We start from the raw sequence: 18,134 nt of genomic DNA, 5'->3' as shown, positions 1-18,134 counted from the left end.
GGCGTTGTCAGCACCTGGCGATAACTATCAACGCGCACTGGACCGGTTCCTGCACGAACACCCGGATGTGGCCGCTGAATTGAACAACCTCAACCCACTGGCTGCCCAGGCCAGGGGAGAAACCGTGGCGCAGTATCGTACCGAGCGTCTGTATGAAGCCTTCGAAGCGCAGGCCGAGCGCCAGGGCCTGTTCGCCTGGGAGCTGACCCTCAAGCTGACTGCCGAGTCCAGCGAAGCCTTCGAAACTCAACGCCTCGAGGTGCACAAGGAAGTCGCACAGATGGCCGGCATGAGTTGGGCCGACTACTGCCAACTGCATGACCTGGCCGGCTGACGCGCTGGCTAGCCGAACCAGCGAAGCCGCCTGCACTCCATGACCTGCCGCAACTCGGCGACCGTCAGGGCCCGGCGTTGCGGGTCTTGCGCCAAGGCGGTGTGCAGTGCCGGCCAGCAACGTCGGGGCAACTGCCTGGGCCGAGGCAGTCCGGCGCCCGGTTGGCGTTCCCCGAGGCGCTTGCCCTGGGCCAACTCATACAGGATGCACGCCACGCCATAGAGGTCCGCAGCGGGCGTCAATGCGCCACCCGCGAGTAATTCAGGCGCCGCATAGGCCCGGGTCCAGGCATTCAACCGGCTGCGATTCACCGCCGCCAAGCCCGCCGGGTTTTGCATTAATGACTGCCCAAGGCCGAAATCGAACAAACGCACGCCCGCTTCGCCCACCATGACATTGGCCGGTTTGATATCGCCATGCAGCACGTTGTGTTGATGGGCATAAACCAACGCGTCCAGCAGTTGCAGGGCAATCGGTTGCAGCTCTGCCCACGGCAATCCATCAGGGCATTCCACAAGCAGTCGGTCCAGCGTCAGGCCATGCAGCAGCTCCATGGTAAAAAAGGCGATCTGGCTGGATGTATCCACCTCAAACGAATACACCCTCACCACGTGCTCATGTCGCAGGCGGCGAGCCAGCGCAAACTCGCTGAACAGCAATACATGGGCATCCGGGCATGCAGACAAAGACTCGTCCAACAGCTTGAGCGCCACAGCGGAACAAGGCTCGCCAAATTGCTCATGTAACAGGTCGCGGGCACGGTACACCACGCCCATTCCGCCCCGGCCCACGACCTGCTCAAGGTGGTAGCGGCCGACGAGCAAAACCGGGGGAGTGGATGCCGCACTCATGAGTGCACCACGATGGCGGTCAAATCATCGCGTGCCGGGGCGCGCAACGCGCTGGCGAACAATCTTTCCACGACCTGCTGCGGCCCGCCTGCACTCAACGCCAGGCCCAGCTGGACATGGCTGAGTGCCTGGTAGAGACCATCGCTGCACAATAAAAATATATCGCCAGGGCGGGTCCTGAGCTCCAGCACCTCAAGCCGCAATGACGCGTGCGCGCCAATGGCCCGGGTCAAGGCTCTGGCATCAGGGTGGGCCCGAGCTTGCGGCGCACTCAACTGACCCTCGTCCATGAGGCGCTGCAACAGCGAATGATCTCTCGACAGCTGGTACAGGCGTTGTTCACGCCACAAGTAACAGCGGCTGTCCCCCGCCCACACACAGGCCGCACGCCCGTTATCCAGCAACAGTGTGACCACCGTACTCCCCATCGTCGCACTGCCGGTGCGCCGCGCATCCGCCAGCCGCTGATTGACACCTTGCAGCCGTTGTCGAACTGCATCGACCCGCTGATCAAGGCTGCCCTGCGCCGACAACGAAGCCAGGCTGCTGATCACCCACTCGCTCGCGAGATCGCCGTGCCGGTGCCCGCCCATGCCGTCCGCCACGGCCCAACAGCCTCCTTGCGGGCAATCGAGCAGGGCATCCTCATTGCGCGGCCGTGACTGCCCGCGCTGTGTACGCCCGGCGCTGCGCCATGTGGGCCGCGCCGGGTTCACAGTTGCTCCGGCAGACGGAAGGTGCGCCACGTGTCCATCTCAAATGGGCTGGATGTCCGTTGGCTGGTCAGCAGGTAGTTGGCGCGCAATCCGGCCAGGTCGGCCTTGACGATCTGCGCGTTGCGGTCACTCGCAGGCTCGCGTTGCAGCAAGTCGAAAAACCGGAACAACGACCAGGCGCCGGCGCTCTTCTCGATACCCAGGGGGCGCAATTCGCCCCCCTCTCCAGTACGAGGCTGGCGCGTCCGTTATCTGTTTCGATGGGCCACCGGAACGTCATGGGTATGATCGGGCCGTGCCGGTATTCCAGCTGCTTTTCACCCAATCGCAGGATCGCTCGGTTGACGGACTGATCCAGGCTGTAGGGCGCCAAGGTAAAACCCACCGCCAACTCTCCCTGATCTTCGGTGAAAAAGCTGCGTCGGATGACCTGGGCTTTCGTCAGTTGATCCAGCAGCGAACGTGAGATCGGCAAACCCTGTCCGTCCAGCCCACGCAACCGGTAGCGCGTGCCATCCGCAGTGACAAACGAGCGCAGGTAACCCTCGTAAAAACGCGCCCACACGCCTTGGGGTTTAAAGAACTCACGAAAATCGTCAAGGGCCACATCATTCGTCGCGTGGGCGTTGAACGGATACCGTTGGCGAATCGCCCTGGCGTAAAGCCCCTGCACCTCGCTCTGGTAGCGCTGATTGACATGGGCATAGGCCTGGTCCAATAAATGGCGCCATGTCTGATCGCCAATCCCTTCAAACCAACCGGCAAGCGGAAGCGGCAAACGGCTGGACGCTGCACGCAGGTCGCCCAGCACGTCCTGCTGGCCGTCCATGCGCCGCTTTGCCCGCAAAAAGGCCGCCTGCTCCGGCGAACCCTCACGGCTCAGGGTCGCCAATTGCAGGTGCAATTGGTCGAGCAGACGCAAACCCTGGGCCAGCTCCGCGCTGGGGTTCTGCTGCTCATCCAGCAACTGATGCAAGGGTTCAAAACGCCGCTGCAAGGCCCGGCGTGCCGAGTCGCCCAAGGCAGCCTGCCCCTGCGCCACCGCAGCCTTGGCGACCACGCCCAACGTGCCTGACGGCTGGGCCATCGTTGCCGGCAGCTCCAGGCCCGGCAGTAAACGGGTATTTTCACGAAGCTGCTGCAATAGCAGAAGGACTGGCGATTGGGCCGACGTCAGCCCGGCGAGACGTTCGGCATCCTCGCGCAGACCGTCGGTGTGCAGCAGCCTGATGCGACCAAGGGCATCGCTCCAGGCCTGGGCATACTCACTGAAGTAGCGCTGTTGCAGTTCGATCATCAAGCGCTGCAGATCCTCGCTGCTCAAGTCAGTGCCTTCGCCCAGTACCCAGTTATCCTGGGCAATGGCGTTCACCAGCTTGGGGCCTTGCGCTTCGAAGTACTGCACATACCTTTTGGTGTAGAAGCCAGGAACCGGTGGATCGATGGCGGCAAAGACCTTGCCCTCGGCCAGACGCAACGGCTCCAGGTCGCGCGATTGTTCGCGCAGCACCCGGTACACCACATCGGCCAATGACTCGCCCCGCAGCGCGGCCCGCGCCTGAGCCACCAGCTCGTCATTGAGGTGGGCGGAAAACGGTTGCTCAAGCAGTCGCGCCCAATGTTCATTCAGGCGCTTCTGTACCGGCATATCACCGGGAAACTGCAGCGACCAATGGCTGGCCATATGCTGCGCCAACCACGCGGTATCCCGGCGCTCGCGCAGATTGAGCATCAGGTACGCACGCAAGTTGTCGAGCAGGCGCTCGCGATCGCCGAGGCTGGCGCGTACCTGCTCTTCGAGCAGGTCAACAGTGCGGCCCAGCAGCCGCTGCTGCAACGCCTGCTCATAGGCGAGCGCCACCCACGGTCGGCTGACCTCGCCCTGATACAGGCCGGCTCGCTCGATCAGCGGAGTGTCGCCTGGTGTGGGAAACACCTGGGTCGCCGCCCAGCGAGCGTCCAGCAGCGCCAGGAGTGTCAAGGTTTCATCGCTACCCTGCACGACGGGGGCGCTAAGTGCAGCGATATGAGCCAAACGTTGTTGGTTGGCCGCGTAACTGTGCATCCACAGCCCCCCGGCACCCGCCAGGACCAGCGCAGCCGCCATCCCCAGCAACCCATTGCGCCGCCAGATGCGCTGGCGCTCGCGGGTCTGCAAGGCGGCCAGGTCCGCCCCGGCAAAGATCACCCGACTGAACAGGCCCTGCACGAAATGGCTGCGGCTGTCGCTGGCACAGGTCAGGTAGAACCCGCGCAAGCCGCTGATGCGCTGGTAGCGATGGGCGCAAAAAGCCCACTCGATAAACAGGCACAAACGCTCACCTATTTGCGCGGTCTGCTGGGGAAAATCAAGCATTCGTCCGCGGCGCTCGACATCGCGCTCCTGGTGCAATCGCTCAATCAATTCGCCGTGCAAACGTTGCAGTAATTGCTCGAACGCTCGGCGAACCTGGGTGATGTCATTGCCCGCCTTGTCAGCCTCCAGAGGTTGGCCCAGTACCGCTCCGATATCGTCCCCTGAGGGTGAGTCAAAGTACTCGATGAACCCCGCCAGTCGATCGGCCTGGGTCAACACCAGGTAGAGGGGTACATCCACCTGCAGTACCTGCTGAATTTCCTGCAGGCGTGAATGGACATGGCGCGCCAGTTGCTCCAGGTCGTGCTCATTACCGCTCAGGAGCCTGTCTACCGACAGCGTCACCACCACGCCGTTGAGCGGGCGCACTCGATGCCGCCACCTCAGACTGGCCAACAGCGTGGTCCAGCCGGCGGCATCCACCGAACGGTCTGGTTGAATCAGATAGCGCCCTGGCGTGTCGATAAGCACCCCTTCATCGGCGAAGTACCAGTCACACTGCCCGCTGCCGCCCGTCGGCCGCGTATCAGCCTGATCGAACGGTGACTGCAAACCCGCTGCCGCCAACAGTTGGGTCTTGCCACTGCGCGGTTCACCGATCACCAGGTACCAGGGCAAATCATGGCGCCAACGTGCGTTTCGCTCGCCATAGCGCGCAGACGTTTTCAACCGGTGGAGGGCGTCCTTGAAACGACCACGGACGTGCTTCTGCTCGTCCTCCACCGCTCTCAATGGCGGATGAGCGGTTGGCGGCGCCGGCCTTTCGAGTCCAGCAGCACGGCGCCCACCCGCCAGGACCATCGCCAATCCCCACAGTAGAAACAATACGCTGAGGGTCAACAGGCGGGCAGTGGCGCTTTGCCAGAACCGGTAGTCGTCCACGGCCAACAGCGGTCCGACGTACCACACGAATGCAGCACAGCAAAGCACCAGCATCAGGCTCCACACCCAAACCTTGGCCAGCACGGCACCCACGCCCTTGAAGAATGCGTTCATTCGTTGCTCCCTGCGTTTACTAGGGCGTGCGGGTAAGATCCGACGCCGACAATTGAAGGCTTTGCAGCGCACTTGCCCTGTCTCGCTCCAACACCCAGGCGAATCCCGTGTACATCGCGAGCAAACCGCACAGCGTGAAGGCCACACACCCGCCAACAGGAATGACGCGTACGTGCCTGCGTCGCGTGCGCCCCTGCCCTTCCGGCAACACCTGCACCAACGGCGGATTGCCTCGCACCTGCCTGATCTGTCGATACAAGCCATCTCGAACGGCTTCGAGTTGCACTACCCCCCGCTCCATCACCCGGTATTTACCTTCGAACCCCAGGGACAGGCACAGGTACACCAGCTCCAGCATCGCCAAGTGTTTTACCGGGTCGCGCGCCAGGCGTTCCAGCAACTGGAACACTTTCTCGCCGCCGAACGTTTCGTGATGAAAGCGACTCAACAGGCTCATCTTCGACCAGTCACTTCGAGCGCCCCACGACGTGGTGACGACTGCTTCGTCAATCACGCTGCACAACACGTAGCGCGCAGACATGACCTGGGTATTTTCAATGCCACCCTGCAACGCACGGGTTTCGAATTGAGTCACCGCGGATGACAATCGGTCGTTGATCGTGATGAGGTTTTCCCGACCGGAGCAGCCCTTGAGCTGGACCACTTGCGACAATAGCTCCCAAGCGGCGACCACGAGGGGATTGAGCGCTGTGGTGAAGCTGTGTGCGCCCAGTGCTTGGCTCGCGTAGATCATCCGGTCCTGCAATTGTTCATAGCGCGGCGGCGCCGGGAACTCCGTGAGCGGCCCTTGCGCGGGCCCATGGCCGTCGCGATCGAGCAGGACGGTTTTTTCGTCCTGCGGGTATTCACTGTCCATAGCATTCAATTCCTGATGGCCCAGAAGGTCAGCTCAAGCCCGGCGAACTCGCCCCCGACATGGAACGCGAAGCCACCCGACTGCTCCAGCTGGGCGATATCGCGGGCATTCATATCCAGCATGAAATAGGTCTTGGCGGCGTGGAACGGGATCTGGCGCGGCGCTACGGGCAGTGGTTTGACCTTGATACCCGCCAGGTGCAGATTGACCAATTCGCGTATGCGCTCAACCGCGCCGACTTTCAAATGCGCCGGCAGGCGTTGGCGCAAGGCCTCCGAATCACACTGCGCCGTAGCCGCCAGGATGAACGTCGCAGTACCCAGCAATTTCAGGTCGCTGACCGGGCAAACCAATACGCCGTACTGACGTTGTTGCAACGGCAACTCGATGGAGTGTTGTTCCAGCACGACTGACAACACGGCACGCACAGCCTCCATCAGGCCCCGGAAACTTGCCCCCTGGTCGGCGTGCCGGTAATGCACATCCAGCGCCGGGCGCCTGCTATCGCTGGCGAACGTCGACAACTCACCGAGCAGCGCCACCAGTGCGCGGAATACCGCTTCAGGGCGAACCTGGGCCTGGCTCAGGCAGTGGCGCAGCTCCAACTCGGTACGATTGATTACTTGCAGCATGAGGAAATCGCCGACCTGCGTGCCGGCGGCGCTGCTCTCGCCCCGGATCCGCGCCGCGATGGCATCCCCCCGCGATGCCAGCAGGCCGATCACCTCCTTGAGACAAGACGATACATACCCGCGATCCTGCATAAAAATGAACGTCGGGACGAACTCCGCATCCAGGCGCACGCCCCCCGCGTCGGTAGACTCCAGCACCTGGGCAACCTTGAGTCTGACGAAGCCCTGTTCTTTGTGCTGTTCACCCAGCAGGAGACGCAAATCAGGTCGCGCGCAGTGAATTCGACAGCGAGCGTCGGCACCGGCGTTCGAATCACCTACCTCCACCTCACAAGCGAGGTAGCGCGCCAGGACATCACCCTGCTCCGGTTGGCGGGCTTCAATCTGATTGCCGGTTGCCAGCAGCAGCGCCAGGTAAACAGCCTGTTCCCCCGGGTTGGCGGGTACTTGTAATACCAGGGGCTCCATCGCGGTGCCATGGTCGAACAGGCTACCGTCCGGCAATACACCGCTGGCTTGAGTGACCACCAGTTTGCCCAGGTTGAGGTACTGCACATCGAGTTCCAGCGTGAGGAAGCCCCAGGCGTCAGGCCCCAGCAAACGCGTCTGGTTGAGCTGTTGCTGGTAATGGCGGTCGTTGTGCTGCAAGTGCTGCGGCCGCAACAGCATGCCTTCCTGCCAAATGACTTTATGCGCGTGCATATCACTGCACCTCCTTGCCGGAGCGCGGGTCGGCAAGCCGGATTCCGTCGTGGTCCAGTACCAGCTCGGCACGGTTCAATTGCTGCGCGGTGAGCGGAACGAGCAGCCGCCATTGAACGTGCGGCAAGTCTCGGTACGCCGCCAGCACGCCCACAAAATGACTTTTTGGCCCGACACTCAGCTTGAGCGCCAGTCGTTCCCCCGGGCGCAGCTCTATTTCCTCGCTGCTCACCCAGTCCTTTGGCAATACCTGCTCGGCGTGGTCATACAGGCTGAAGAAGTCGGCATTCTCGAAAGCTACGCCATGGCGCAGTTCAATCAGTTGCAGCACGACCGGCGAGGGTCGGCCATGAAGGTCCGGGTTGACCTGCTCACTGGCGGTCAGTACCAGGTCCAGTTTGGTCAATGTCGAAAAAGGCGATACGGCGCTGCAGCCAGCCAACAGGCCGAGCGTGAGCAACAGGGGCGTGAGGGTGACTCGATACATGGACATCATCCTGGATAATCGCTGTGCAGGGTTGAGATCAGGCGCACCTGTTCTTCAAAGGCCCGGCTGTGTTGCAGCCGTTCAACCTCCAGCCGACACAGGCGCGCCACCTTGATCGCCAGCGCCTTTCGTGCAACGTGGTCAAGCCGGCCCAGGTCAAGCCCCAGCGCCGCAGCAAACTCCGTCCAGAAGACGTCATCCGGCGGCGGTGCGGTCGCGACAGAGTCCGCTACGGGAAGCTCCTTGATGGGCTCAAACCGGCATGGCATTGCCACATGCTCACGGTCGGCGGCGTGCCGGTCCGCCCACTCTCCGGGCTCGCCAACGCCCGCATTCAAAGCTGCCAGTTCATCCGAGGTGCTATGTCGCTGATGCTCAAGGTCCAGTGCCCGCAACGGGTCCAGGGTCAGGAAAGCATCATCGGGAATCGGTACTCCCGTGGTGATGGGCTGCTCACGCAAAGGTGGAGACGATTCCATCAGCCGCGCGCGTATCGACAGCGCACCCAGTTCGAACACGTCGCCATCTTCGATCAATCGTGCCTGCCCTTTGTGCAACCGTTCGCAACTGCCTGCCATGCCGATACCGTTGCTGCTGATATCCGTCAGAAAGTAACGACCTTCGCGGTAACCCACCAAACCGTGGTGACTGGAGAGCAGCCGACTGGGATCATGGATGACCCAGTCACAGCCAGAGCCACGCCCAATCACACCGCCCACGCCGTCAAACACTTTGCGCACCGTGGACACAGGGTCTGCGCCTGCGGCCTCACTTACCTCAAACACAAGCCGCATGGTCAAGCTCCCTCTTTCTTATCGGCCACGGGTCACCGCCTGGGGCTCACCCAAAGGACGGTATTGGGCATCATCGAATACGTAATTGGCGTTACAACCGCCAAGCAGACACAACGCAAGCACGACGACGTGCCACGGACGATCAGGCATCAGGTTTCTCCTCGGTGAAAAGGCCCGCCGACTTCATATCGACGACGGCGGCAATGATCTCGGCAATCCTCGGATGCACCGTTCAACGCTCCCCGCTGGCTTCGCCGCAAGGAATGTTCAAGCGTGCAAGCCGGTAAAGCAGCGTGCGCCGTGCGACGCCGAGCTCACGCGCCGTACGGGTCCGATTGCCACGATTCTTGTGCAGGCAATCGAGCAGGAACACGCGCTCTACCCGCTCCAGACGCTGGCGCAGCGTGACATCATCAACGGCGGTCGCGGCCGACGCCTGGGGAAGCGACAGGTGCGCCGGCAGGATCACGTTGTCGTCACACAGCAGAACGGCTCGTTCCACCAGGCACTTGAGTTCACGCACGTTGCCAGGAAAGGCATGACTCGACAGTTGATCAAGGGCGATATTCGACCATTCCACAGGTGTCCTTCCCAGGCTTGCGCACGCCTTGTCGGCGAAATGCCGTGCCAGCTGCAGCACATCCCCGTCTCGCTCACGCAAGGCCGGTAACTGGATGGGGAACTGGGCAAGCCGGTAATAAAGATCCTCGCGAAAACTGCCTTCGGCGACCATGGCTGCGAGGTCACGGTGGGTCGCCGCAATGATGCGCACATCAACCTTGTGCGCAGCACTGGCGCCCAATGGGCGAACCTCACCTTCCTGCAATACCCGCAACAACTTGGCTTGCAGGGTCAGCGGCATATCGCCGATTTCATCCAGCAGCAACGTGCCGCCATGGGCGGCGTCGAACAGCCCTGCATAGTTGCGCTCGGCACCGGTAAACGCGCCTTTGCGGTAGCCGAACAGCTCGCTCTCCAACAAGCCTTCCGGGAACGCAGCGCAGTTCTGCACCACGAAAGCCTTGGTTGCGCGCGGCCCTGCCAGGTGGATGGCCCGAGCCACCACCTCTTTGCCGGTGCCGGTTTCTCCCCGTAGCAGGACGGTATAAGGGGTATGCAGCACCTTGCTGATCAATTGGCAGGTTTGCGCCATCGCTGTGCTGTTGCCAATCAGGCCATACGTGCCGGTCAGCGACACTGCACGCGGTGGCGGCGCAAGAGCCGGCACCCACCGCAGGCTGCGCAGCAGGGCCAGTTGGTGCAAGGCGAAGCTGGCGAACTGGCCCAGCGAGGACGCGTAGCCTTGCAACGCTGCCGGGCGTTGGGCCGCGCATAGCAGCACGCCCGTGAGCGTATTGAGGCGGTTGAACAGCGGCACACTCAACAAGGCGCGCCAAGGTGATGCGAGCACCGGCAAGAAACCCAGGTCGTAAGGACTGTTTTGCACATCATCCACACTGACCGCGGCGCCTTGATCCAGTGTGTCGCGCAGTAAAGGCACGTGTCGCGGATCGATACTTGAAGTCGCCACCGCCACCGAGGGCGTCGCGCTCAGGTGTTGGGCGGCCAGCTCAAGCCGGCCGGTCGCTTCGTCAAGCCGGTACAACTGGGTGAGCTCACAGTGACTCAGTTGCGCCACCGCTGAGACGCACGCGCCGGGCAATGAAGCGCCGTCACTGTCCAGGCCTATACGTGTGAAGCAGCCGATCAAGGCGCTGGCGTGGGCAAGCGGGTCAGGCAATTGATCAAGGTCGGTCATTGGCTGAACTCGCAGAGCGGCAGGCCGTTGCCATCCAATCGCGCATGCACCATGGAAACCGGGGTCTCCATGGCCATGGCGCCGAGCAGACCGTCCACCATCTGCGGCAACAAATGGCGCTCGATCCACTGGTCGATGTACCGCGCACCGCTGTCACCGTCCGCGCAACGCTCGGTCATGTGCGCGACCAATTCTGGCGTGTAGGTGAATGCCAGTTTGCGCGAGTGCAGCCGTTGGCCAAGGCCCGCAAGCTTGAGCTCTGCCACGTCGTGCAGCACCTGCTCGTCAATCGGGTAATACGGTATGACGCGCATACGGGCGAGCAATGCGGGCTTGAAGTGGGCACGCAGCACCGGATAGATGGCGTCTTGCAGCACCTGGGGTTCAGGTCGTTGACCGCCTGCGCAAAGCGCGTTGATACAGTCGCTGGCAAGGTTGGACGTCATCAGCAGCACGGTGTTGCGAAAGTCGATTTCCCGCCCTTCGCCATCATTCGCGCGCCCTTTGTCAAAGACTTGGTAAAACAGGTTCAATACCTCCGGGTCGGCCTTCTCCACCTCGTCGAGCAGCACGACTGAATAGGGACGCTGGCGTACGGCTTCGGTCAAAACCCCGCCCTCGCCATAACCGACATAACCCGGTGGCGCACCGATCAATCGGGAAAGCGCGTGCTTCTCTTGGTACTCCGACATATTGATGGTGGTGACAAACCGTTCACCACCGTACAGAAGATCCGCCAGGGCCAGGGCTGTTTCTGTCTTGCCTACACCGCTTGGCCCCACCAGCAGAAACACCCCGACAGGGGCATCGACCTTGTTGAGCCCGGCGGCAACGGCGCGCAAGGCACGATCAAGGGCCTGCACCGCGTGGTCCTGCCCAAGCACGCGCGAGCGCAAGGCCGCGGCAAACCCAAGCACTTTTGTGTTCGGTTCAAGGGCCAGCTGCTCGACGGGAATACCGGTCCACGCGCTGATGACATGCGCTACGCCGTGCGGGCAAACCTCAGGTTTCACCAACGGCCCATCGCGCTCAAGCCACTGTTGCTCCAGTACTTGGCGCTCGTGCTCAAGGGTTTCCAGGCGCAACTTCAGCGCCTGAAGGGCCTGCGCATCCACAGGCAATCCGCTATCAAAGTCTCGACTCAGCGCCCGCGCCTGCCGCTGGCCCTCGATCAGTTCGGCGCGTAGCGCCTGCAGTGCCTCAGGCGGCATTGCCTGACGCGTGCGAACGTTGGCACAGGCGGTATCCAGCACGTCCACCGCCTTGTCCGGCAACTGTCGGCCCACCAGATAGCGTGCGCTCATGTGGGCCGCTGCTACCACCGCATCATCACGGACATACACGCCATGGCTCGCTTCATAGACAGGCACCAGTCCCCGCAGAATCGACACTGCCTGCTCGACACTCGGCTCCTCGACCAGTACCGGCTGGAACCGCCGCGCCAATGCCGGGTCCTTCTCGATGTACTGCTTGTATTCCGACCAGGTGGTAGCGGCGATCGTACGCAGCGCGCCGCGCGCCAAGGCCGGCTTGAGCAGGTTGGCCGCGTCCAGGCCTCCCGGCTGGGCGCCAGCGCCCACCAAGGTATGGGCTTCGTCGATAAACAGGATGACCGGTTCAGGCGATGCGTTCACTTCATCGATCACACCTTTGAGACGTCGCTCGAACTCGCCTTTGAGGCCAGCACCCGCTTGCAGCAAGCCCATATCGAGGGTCAGCACGCGAACGCTTTTAAGGGCCTCGGGCACCTGCAAAGCCGCGATCTGCAACGCAAGCCCTTCGACGATCGCCGTTTTCCCCACCCCGGCCTCCCCCACGAGAATCGGGTTGTTCTTGCGCCGCCGCACCAGGATGTCGATCAATTGCCGTATTTCGCGCTCGCGGCACAGCACTGGGTCTATCCGGCCCTCACGGGCATGCTGGGTGAGGTCCTGGGTAAAGCGCTGCAACAGCGACTCCGTGGCAATCGGCTGATGCTCGCTGGGCTGGCCCAGCAGAAAATCACGCACCTTGCCGACATCCAGGCGGCTGAGCACAGCGTGATACCGGCTGCCCGCATGCTCCAGCGGGTGCTGTAAAAGTGCCAGCAACAGGGCACCGTGATCGACGCAACGTTGGCCCAACTCTACGTGTGCAACCATCACGGCTTGTTGTAACCACAGCACCAGAGCCTGGGCGAACACCGGGTTGCGTGTAGCGCTCTGCTCACTCCTGGGCTGCAAGGCTGCTTGCAGTTCGCCCAGGGAAACGTCGGCATCTGCCAGCGCCTTGGCCATCAACCCGGCGGGATGCTCGAGCAAGGCCAGAAGCAGATCCTCTACCAACACTTCATGACCACCACGCGCCATGCAGCGCTCGGCCGCGCGCGTCAGGTCCCGGCGGGTCGGGGCCGTCAATGTACGGATCAGTTGTTGCAGGTCCACATTAATCATGCTCATCAATCCTTAATGAAAATGGCCGGCGAGCGTGATCGCCCCGTCCGCTCGCTCATGTTCCAGCCAACTGGTCCAACCCAGGCGGCACACATTGCTTTCGCCGATATGCAACGCCCTGATTTCGCCGGGTGCCAGTACCAGGCGCAGGTCAAATTGCAACGCGTCTCGCGCGGTTAAACGCACCAGCGAGCATGCGGGGGCATAGGCCGTTCCCGTGGGCAGAAAGTCGTGAAAACGCTGCCAGCCCAGGGCCTTGATGTGCACCCTGAACTTGCCGCTGCGATCAGCGATGCGACGCCCCAATACCAGGTCGTGGCCAAGCGTGCAGTTGGCGTGGCCCAAGTCATTGCGCTGCGAATGCGCGACGTCCACCGTGCGTTCGACCCATTGCTCGATGAACACCTGGGCATGCTTGAAGTAATACCGCAGGACGGTCTCCATTAACGCAGCCGAGTGCGCGCGCAGGCTCAGAAGCCCGAGGTAAGGCAGCAAGCGCTTGCAATCAAGAAGCGAGGCGCCCCGTATCGCGTGACTGCCGAGGCCAATCAGCGCAAACATTTGCTGGGAAAACCCATCACTGGCGCCCCGTTGAAAGCAGGCCCGGTAACGGTATTTGCGCCAGATCGGTAACATCAGACGGTGCAGTCGGTGGTGAAACATATCGAGGAAGTCCCGCGTGGGGTTACCACCTGCGCGCTCCGCAAGCGCCTGCTCGGCATAAAACGCCGGCAATGGTGAGCCCGCGCCAAACAACCCCAGCACGTTGATGCGCAGACGCGCCCGCAAGCGCCCGTGGTCCATGAAAAATTCCACACGGTCAATATCGTGTCCTGCAAACCCCAGGCCTGGATTGGCCTGGAATTCCAGCTGGTCATACAGCGCATCCTCATCCAGCAGGGGATGAGCTTCACGTAAACGTGCGACCACCTGCACCACCGCCTGGAATAGCGTGTATTCGCGGATAGCACGGCAAAGCTGAGTCAAAGCAGGGGTTGCTGCCCCATCCGGAACGGCCATAGATACACGTCTCCTTGTGTGCTGATCACTCGCAACTCGTGATACGAATTGAGGCTGGCGTAAAGCGCAAAGAACTGATTGAGGACCGAAGCGAACACAAACAGATCGCCCTGGCCTGCAAACCCCAGGGGATCCACCGTCAGGTCCACCCGCAATCCGCGAATCGGCAGGCCCCGGTGCAACCGGTCAACCGCTTCGTGCTGGATAGAGCGCAGCGCGCCCAACTTTTTCTGGCTGATTTTCAGCGCCTGTCGATCGTGATAGCGCGGCAGGTCGTAGGTCGCGAGAATCACTTTCAATGCGTTGATATCGGTCAGCGACACATAGTTGAGCGACATGTTGCTGATGAGCTTCCAGAGATAATCCTGGTCCAGTGGCGGCGCAAAACTCGCGGTTGGCGCAGTGATGTTACGGAACGTCAATGACTCAGGGGTGTGCTCGCCGGGCTGGTTGATCTCACCTGCCCTTAGCTGTCGCGGCAGACCGGCATTGGTACAGGTCAGCTCGATCGACAGTGTTTCCGGGCCCTGCTCGCAGCGATCGCCAAAGCCTATCCAGGTAGCCGGCCCGTCATGCTGGACCGACGGCCGTTGACGGATGCTGAAGCTGGGTAACGCCCGCGAAGTTTCGCCATCACGGTCATGCTCGAACGACTCAAAGGGCACGTAGGTTTGATAGCCCAAGCCGCCAGGACGCCATCCGGTAACACGGTCAACCGAAAACACCCCGGCGTTTTCCGGAGAATATTCCCCTGGCAACAGCAGGTATTCATCCTGTTTTCCATCCCGCCGAATGGGTATCGCGTCGTGACTGAACAGGTTGACGATAGGCGTGCAGTACAGCTTGACGTTGTCCAGGGTGGGGCGCTGGAGCGCATGCCCCAGGGGGCGCAGCTCGAAGCGCAACACCATGCCATGTGCCTGCTTGAGCACCTCTTGGGGGAATCGATGCAGCGCACCCAACCCTTGAACATCGACAAACAAGTATTTCTCGGGAAACGTGAAATATTCCTGCAAGTGGCGATAACCACGGAAGGTGTTTTGCGGGTAAGGAATCAATGCGTGTTCCTCTGCAAAACCCACCGGCTGAACCTGGCTGGCGCCGAGCCGTAGCGTCGCAGGTTGACCATTGATCCCGTTGACCGGCAAATCGTTTTGGTCCAATAGCTGCAGATGGATGCCATCCAGATGTCGCAACAAGCTGAGGTACAGGCCTTGGCTCACATAGTGGTCTCCGGCCAGGTGCAGTCGTAACGAATCGAATGTCAGCGCACTGAAATTCCCCTCTGCACTCAGGGTCAGGCGCAGGTCCAACCAGGTTGCTTCGCCCTGGCAGGTGTAATCCAGGCGACGAAGTTGCAGCGGCATTACGTCGGTGGCATAGCAGGTTCTGAAACGGCAACGTTCGCCCTGGATAGGCATGCTTTCCACTGCGGTGTCCCGTGCCACGCGAACGCTGGGGCCGGCGCAGTTCAACGGGTCGAATTGCAGGATGCTGAAAGCAGGCATTGGCCGCATGTAATTGGGCCATAACAAATGCATCAAGGAATGCGTCAACTCAGGCAGCTCGTCATCGAGCTTCTGGCGCAGGCGTGCGGTCAGGAATGCAAAACCCTCCAGTAAACGCTCCACATCCGGGTCTTGACCGTTCTCGGCAAGAAACGGTGCCAGGGCAGGATTGCGCTCTGAAAAGCGCCGCCCGAGTTGTCGCAGGGCACTGAGTTCGCTCTGAAAATAGCGGTTAAGGGCCATCTGCGCAGACCTCTACCTGCCCGGCATCCGCCAGGCGCGCGTGGAACACGACGGCTTGAGTGCCACCGTCGATGAGCAGCCCGGCCTCGATGGCAAAGGCCAGTGCCAACGTTTCATGGACGCGCGGGAGCACCCTGACGCGTACATTCACCAGCCGTGGTTCGTAAGCCTGGATGAAGCGCTCGATCAGCAGGCGTGACTGGGTCAGGGACTCATGCAGGCTGAGCCGCATATCATTGAGATCAGGCAAGCCGTAATCCGGCAGCGTCTGCACGCTGCCGGCGCGGGTGCTGAGCATTTTCGTCAAATGCGCGGCGACGGACGTCATACGGCATTCGCTGGCACACACCTCGGACTCAAGGCGCTCGAAAAGGCTGTTGTGGTGGCGCATCCCCTGGCCTCGGCTCATTCTTTGTCGAGCTTGCCGACGAGGGACAAGGTGAAGTCCGCCCCCATGTATTTGAAATGCGGCCGTACGCTCAAACTGACGCGGTACCAGCCCGGCTCACCCTCGACATCACTGACGGCGATGCGCGCTGCGCGCAGCGGACGGCGCCCGCGCACCTCGGCACTGGGGTTTTCCTGATCCGCCACGTATTGGCGAATCCACTTGTTGAGTTCCAACTCCAGGTCGGTGCGCTCCTTCCACGAGCCCAGTTGTTCGCGCTGCAGGACCTTGAGGTAGTGGGCCAGGCGATTGATCACCATCATGTAAGGCAACTGGGTACCGAGCCGGTAGTTCAGCTCCGCTGCCTTGCCCTCTTCGCTGATGCCGAACGTCTTGGGTTTCTGCACGGAACTGGCGGAAAAGAAGGCAGCGTTGTCACTGCCCTTGCGCATGGTCAGGGCGATGAACCCTTCTTGCGCCAACTCGTATTCGCGCCGGTCTGAAACCAGTACCTCGGTAGGAATCTTGGTTTCAATCTCACCCATGCTCTGGAAATGATGCAGCGGCAGGTCCTCGACCGCCCCGCCACTCTGGGGGCCGATGATGTTCGGGCACCAGCGAAAGCGCGCGAAACTGTCGGTCAGGCGAGTGGCGAAGGCGTAGGCCGTGTTGCCCCACAAGTAGTGCTCGTGGCTGTTGACCACATTTTCCTGGTAGGCAAAGGTTTTGACCGGGCACTCAAGGGGGTCGTACGGCGTGCGCAATAAAAAACGCGGCACGGTAAGGCCGATGTAGCGGGCATCTTCGCTCTGGCGAAAGCTTTGCCACTTGGCAAACTGCGGGCCTTCGAAATGATCCTTGAGATCCTTGAGGTCAGGTAGACCGGTGAAGCTTTCCAGACCAAAGAAACCAGGCCCGGCGGCCGCGATGAACGGCGCGTGAGCCATACCGGCGACACTGGAAACGTACTGCATGAGTTTCACATCAGGCGCGCTGGGGGACAGGAAGTAATTGGCGATGATCGCCCCTACCGGCTGGCCGCCAAACTGGCCGTACTCAGCACTGTAGATATGCTTGTAAAGCCCCGACTGGGTCACTTCCGGGGAATCCTCGAAGTCGTCCAACAAGTCCTGCCGCGAGACATTGAGCAGCTCTATCTTGATGTTCTCGCGAAAATTGGTGCGCTCTACCAGTAGTTGCAGCCCTCGCCAGGCCGCCTCGAGTGCCTGGAAGTCCGGGTGGTGCAGGATCTCGTCCACTTGCTGGCTGAGCTTGGCATCAATCTCGGCAATCATCCGGTCGACCAGACGCTTCTTGACCGGTTCTTCGCGGTTGTGAGGCTTGACCAATTCTTCGATAAACGCCGACACACCCCGCTTGGCGATGCTGTATGCCTCGTCATCGGCACTCAGTAACGTCTGGGCAATGATGTTGTCGAGAATGCTGCACTCGTCGGCGGCTTTGGGCAGAGGCAGCGAGTTGTACTGGGTAGTCGTCATGGGATCAGTGTCCTTTTACTGAATAGGTTCGGCATCAGGGCTGCTCAGCCCCAGTTCGGCCAGCACCCGAGCACGGGAATCGTCATCGGCCAGCGCCTGCTCAATGGCTTTACGAAAGCTCGGGGTGTTGCCCAGCGGGCCCTTGAGCGCCACCAATGCCTCACGCAGCACCATCAGCTTTTGCAACTGCGGTATTTGCTCGACCAGGCTGGCGGGGTTGAAGTCCTTCATCGAGTTGATCCGCACCTGGACCGTCAGCTCTTCAACCTCAGCGTCATCCTGAAGGCGATTGGGCACGCTCAATGTCAAGTTCAGGGCCTGTTTGGCCAACACCTCGTCGAGGCTGTTCTTGTCGATCCCGATAGGCTTGCGATCCTCAAGCTTGCGCGGGTCGTCGCGCTGGGAAAAATCCCCCAACACCAACAGTTTCAACGGCAGCTCGACGTCCTCCTGTGCACCACCCAGTGCGGGTTTGAAGGTGATGTTGATACGTTCCTTGGGTGCTACCGAACCGTCTTTGGCCATGGTGTTTCTCCTTTT

The 18,134-nt window shown here is 61.3% G+C and carries 15 protein-coding genes and 1 pseudogene; 1 reads left to right on the top strand and 15 read right to left on the bottom strand.

Annotated elements, in window-relative coordinates:
- The first annotated feature begins 4 nt into the window (after positions 1-4).
- The gene (locus C4J87_RS11400) at positions 5-334 is read left to right on the top strand and encodes a DUF6388 family protein (RefSeq protein WP_124362644.1); all 330 of its coding nucleotides are present in this window, start codon (positions 5-7) and stop codon (positions 332-334) included.
- Between the two features lie 8 nt (positions 335-342).
- Here C4J87_RS11400 and C4J87_RS11395 read toward each other — a convergent pair whose 3' ends face one another.
- The 15 genes and pseudogenes from C4J87_RS11395 to tssB all read right to left on the bottom strand — a co-directional run bounded on the left by C4J87_RS11395 (position 343) and on the right by tssB (position 18,119).
- Positions 343-1,185 carry a serine/threonine-protein kinase gene (locus tag C4J87_RS11395; RefSeq protein WP_124366859.1) on the bottom strand — a complete coding sequence of 281 codons (843 nt, stop codon included), beginning with the start codon at positions 1,183-1,185 and terminating at the stop codon, positions 343-345.
- On the bottom strand, positions 1,182-1,901 hold the full coding sequence (locus C4J87_RS11390; protein ID WP_124366858.1) for a PP2C family serine/threonine-protein phosphatase: 720 nt from the start codon (positions 1,899-1,901) through the stop codon (positions 1,182-1,184). Before C4J87_RS11390 ends, C4J87_RS11395 begins: the two co-directional genes overlap by 4 nt.
- Positions 1,898-5,253, bottom strand: a pseudogene (gene tssM / locus C4J87_RS11385) (type VI secretion system membrane subunit TssM). Before tssM ends, C4J87_RS11390 begins: the two are co-directional and overlap by 4 nt.
- 19 nt (positions 5,254-5,272) lie before the next feature.
- Complete coding sequence (gene icmH / locus C4J87_RS11380) at positions 5,273-6,130, bottom strand: type IVB secretion system protein IcmH/DotU (protein ID WP_124366857.1); 858 nt, start codon at positions 6,128-6,130, stop codon at positions 5,273-5,275.
- A gap of 5 nt (positions 6,131-6,135) precedes the next feature.
- Positions 6,136-7,464, bottom strand: a complete 1,329-nt coding sequence (gene tssK / locus C4J87_RS11375; protein ID WP_124366856.1) for a type VI secretion system baseplate subunit TssK — start codon at positions 7,462-7,464, stop codon at positions 6,136-6,138.
- 1 nt (position 7,465) lies between these two features.
- Positions 7,466-7,951, bottom strand: a complete 486-nt coding sequence (gene tssJ, locus C4J87_RS11370; protein WP_124366855.1) for a type VI secretion system lipoprotein TssJ — start codon at positions 7,949-7,951, stop codon at positions 7,466-7,468.
- A gap of 5 nt (positions 7,952-7,956) precedes the next feature.
- Entirely contained in the window at positions 7,957-8,745 is a 789-nt protein-coding gene (tagH, locus tag C4J87_RS11365) for a type VI secretion system-associated FHA domain protein TagH (protein ID WP_124366854.1), read from the bottom strand.
- 18 nt (positions 8,746-8,763) lie between these two features.
- A complete protein-coding gene (locus C4J87_RS11360) occupies positions 8,764-8,895 on the bottom strand; it encodes a type VI secretion protein (protein WP_124366853.1) in 132 nt (43 codons plus the stop codon).
- An 82-nt stretch (positions 8,896-8,977) separates the two neighbouring features.
- Entirely contained in the window at positions 8,978-10,504 is a 1,527-nt protein-coding gene (locus C4J87_RS11355) for a sigma-54-dependent Fis family transcriptional regulator (RefSeq protein ID WP_124366852.1), read from the bottom strand.
- Positions 10,501-12,936, bottom strand: a complete 2,436-nt coding sequence (locus C4J87_RS11350) for an AAA family ATPase (RefSeq protein ID WP_124366851.1) — start codon at positions 12,934-12,936, stop codon at positions 10,501-10,503. The genes C4J87_RS11355 and C4J87_RS11350 overlap by 4 nt, the downstream gene beginning before the upstream one ends.
- Before the next feature lie 12 nt (positions 12,937-12,948).
- A complete protein-coding gene (tssG, locus tag C4J87_RS11345) occupies positions 12,949-13,956 on the bottom strand; it encodes a type VI secretion system baseplate subunit TssG (RefSeq protein WP_124366850.1) in 1,008 nt (335 codons plus the stop codon).
- Complete coding sequence (gene tssF / locus C4J87_RS11340; RefSeq protein WP_124366849.1) at positions 13,920-15,707, bottom strand: type VI secretion system baseplate subunit TssF; 1,788 nt, start codon at positions 15,705-15,707, stop codon at positions 13,920-13,922. The genes tssG and tssF overlap by 37 nt, the downstream gene beginning before the upstream one ends.
- The gene (gene tssE / locus C4J87_RS11335; RefSeq protein WP_124366848.1) at positions 15,697-16,098 is read right to left on the bottom strand and encodes a type VI secretion system baseplate subunit TssE; all 402 of its coding nucleotides are present in this window, start codon (positions 16,096-16,098) and stop codon (positions 15,697-15,699) included. The genes tssF and tssE overlap by 11 nt, the downstream gene beginning before the upstream one ends.
- Positions 16,099-16,112: 14 nt before the next feature.
- Positions 16,113-17,594 (bottom strand): type VI secretion system contractile sheath large subunit, encoded by a 1,482-nt coding sequence (tssC, locus tag C4J87_RS11330; protein ID WP_124366847.1) that lies wholly within the window; start codon positions 17,592-17,594, stop codon positions 16,113-16,115.
- Between the two features lie 15 nt (positions 17,595-17,609).
- Positions 17,610-18,119 carry a type VI secretion system contractile sheath small subunit gene (gene tssB / locus C4J87_RS11325; RefSeq protein ID WP_124366846.1) on the bottom strand — a complete coding sequence of 170 codons (510 nt, stop codon included), beginning with the start codon at positions 18,117-18,119 and terminating at the stop codon, positions 17,610-17,612.
- Positions 18,120-18,134: the final 15 nt, after the last annotated feature.

This window comes from Pseudomonas sp. R1-43-08 (assembly GCF_003852255.1).
Lineage (GTDB): Bacteria > Pseudomonadota > Gammaproteobacteria > Pseudomonadales > Pseudomonadaceae > Aquipseudomonas.
The sequence above is the reverse complement of the archived record's forward strand: the minus strand, read 5'-3'. Positions and strand labels throughout refer to the sequence as shown.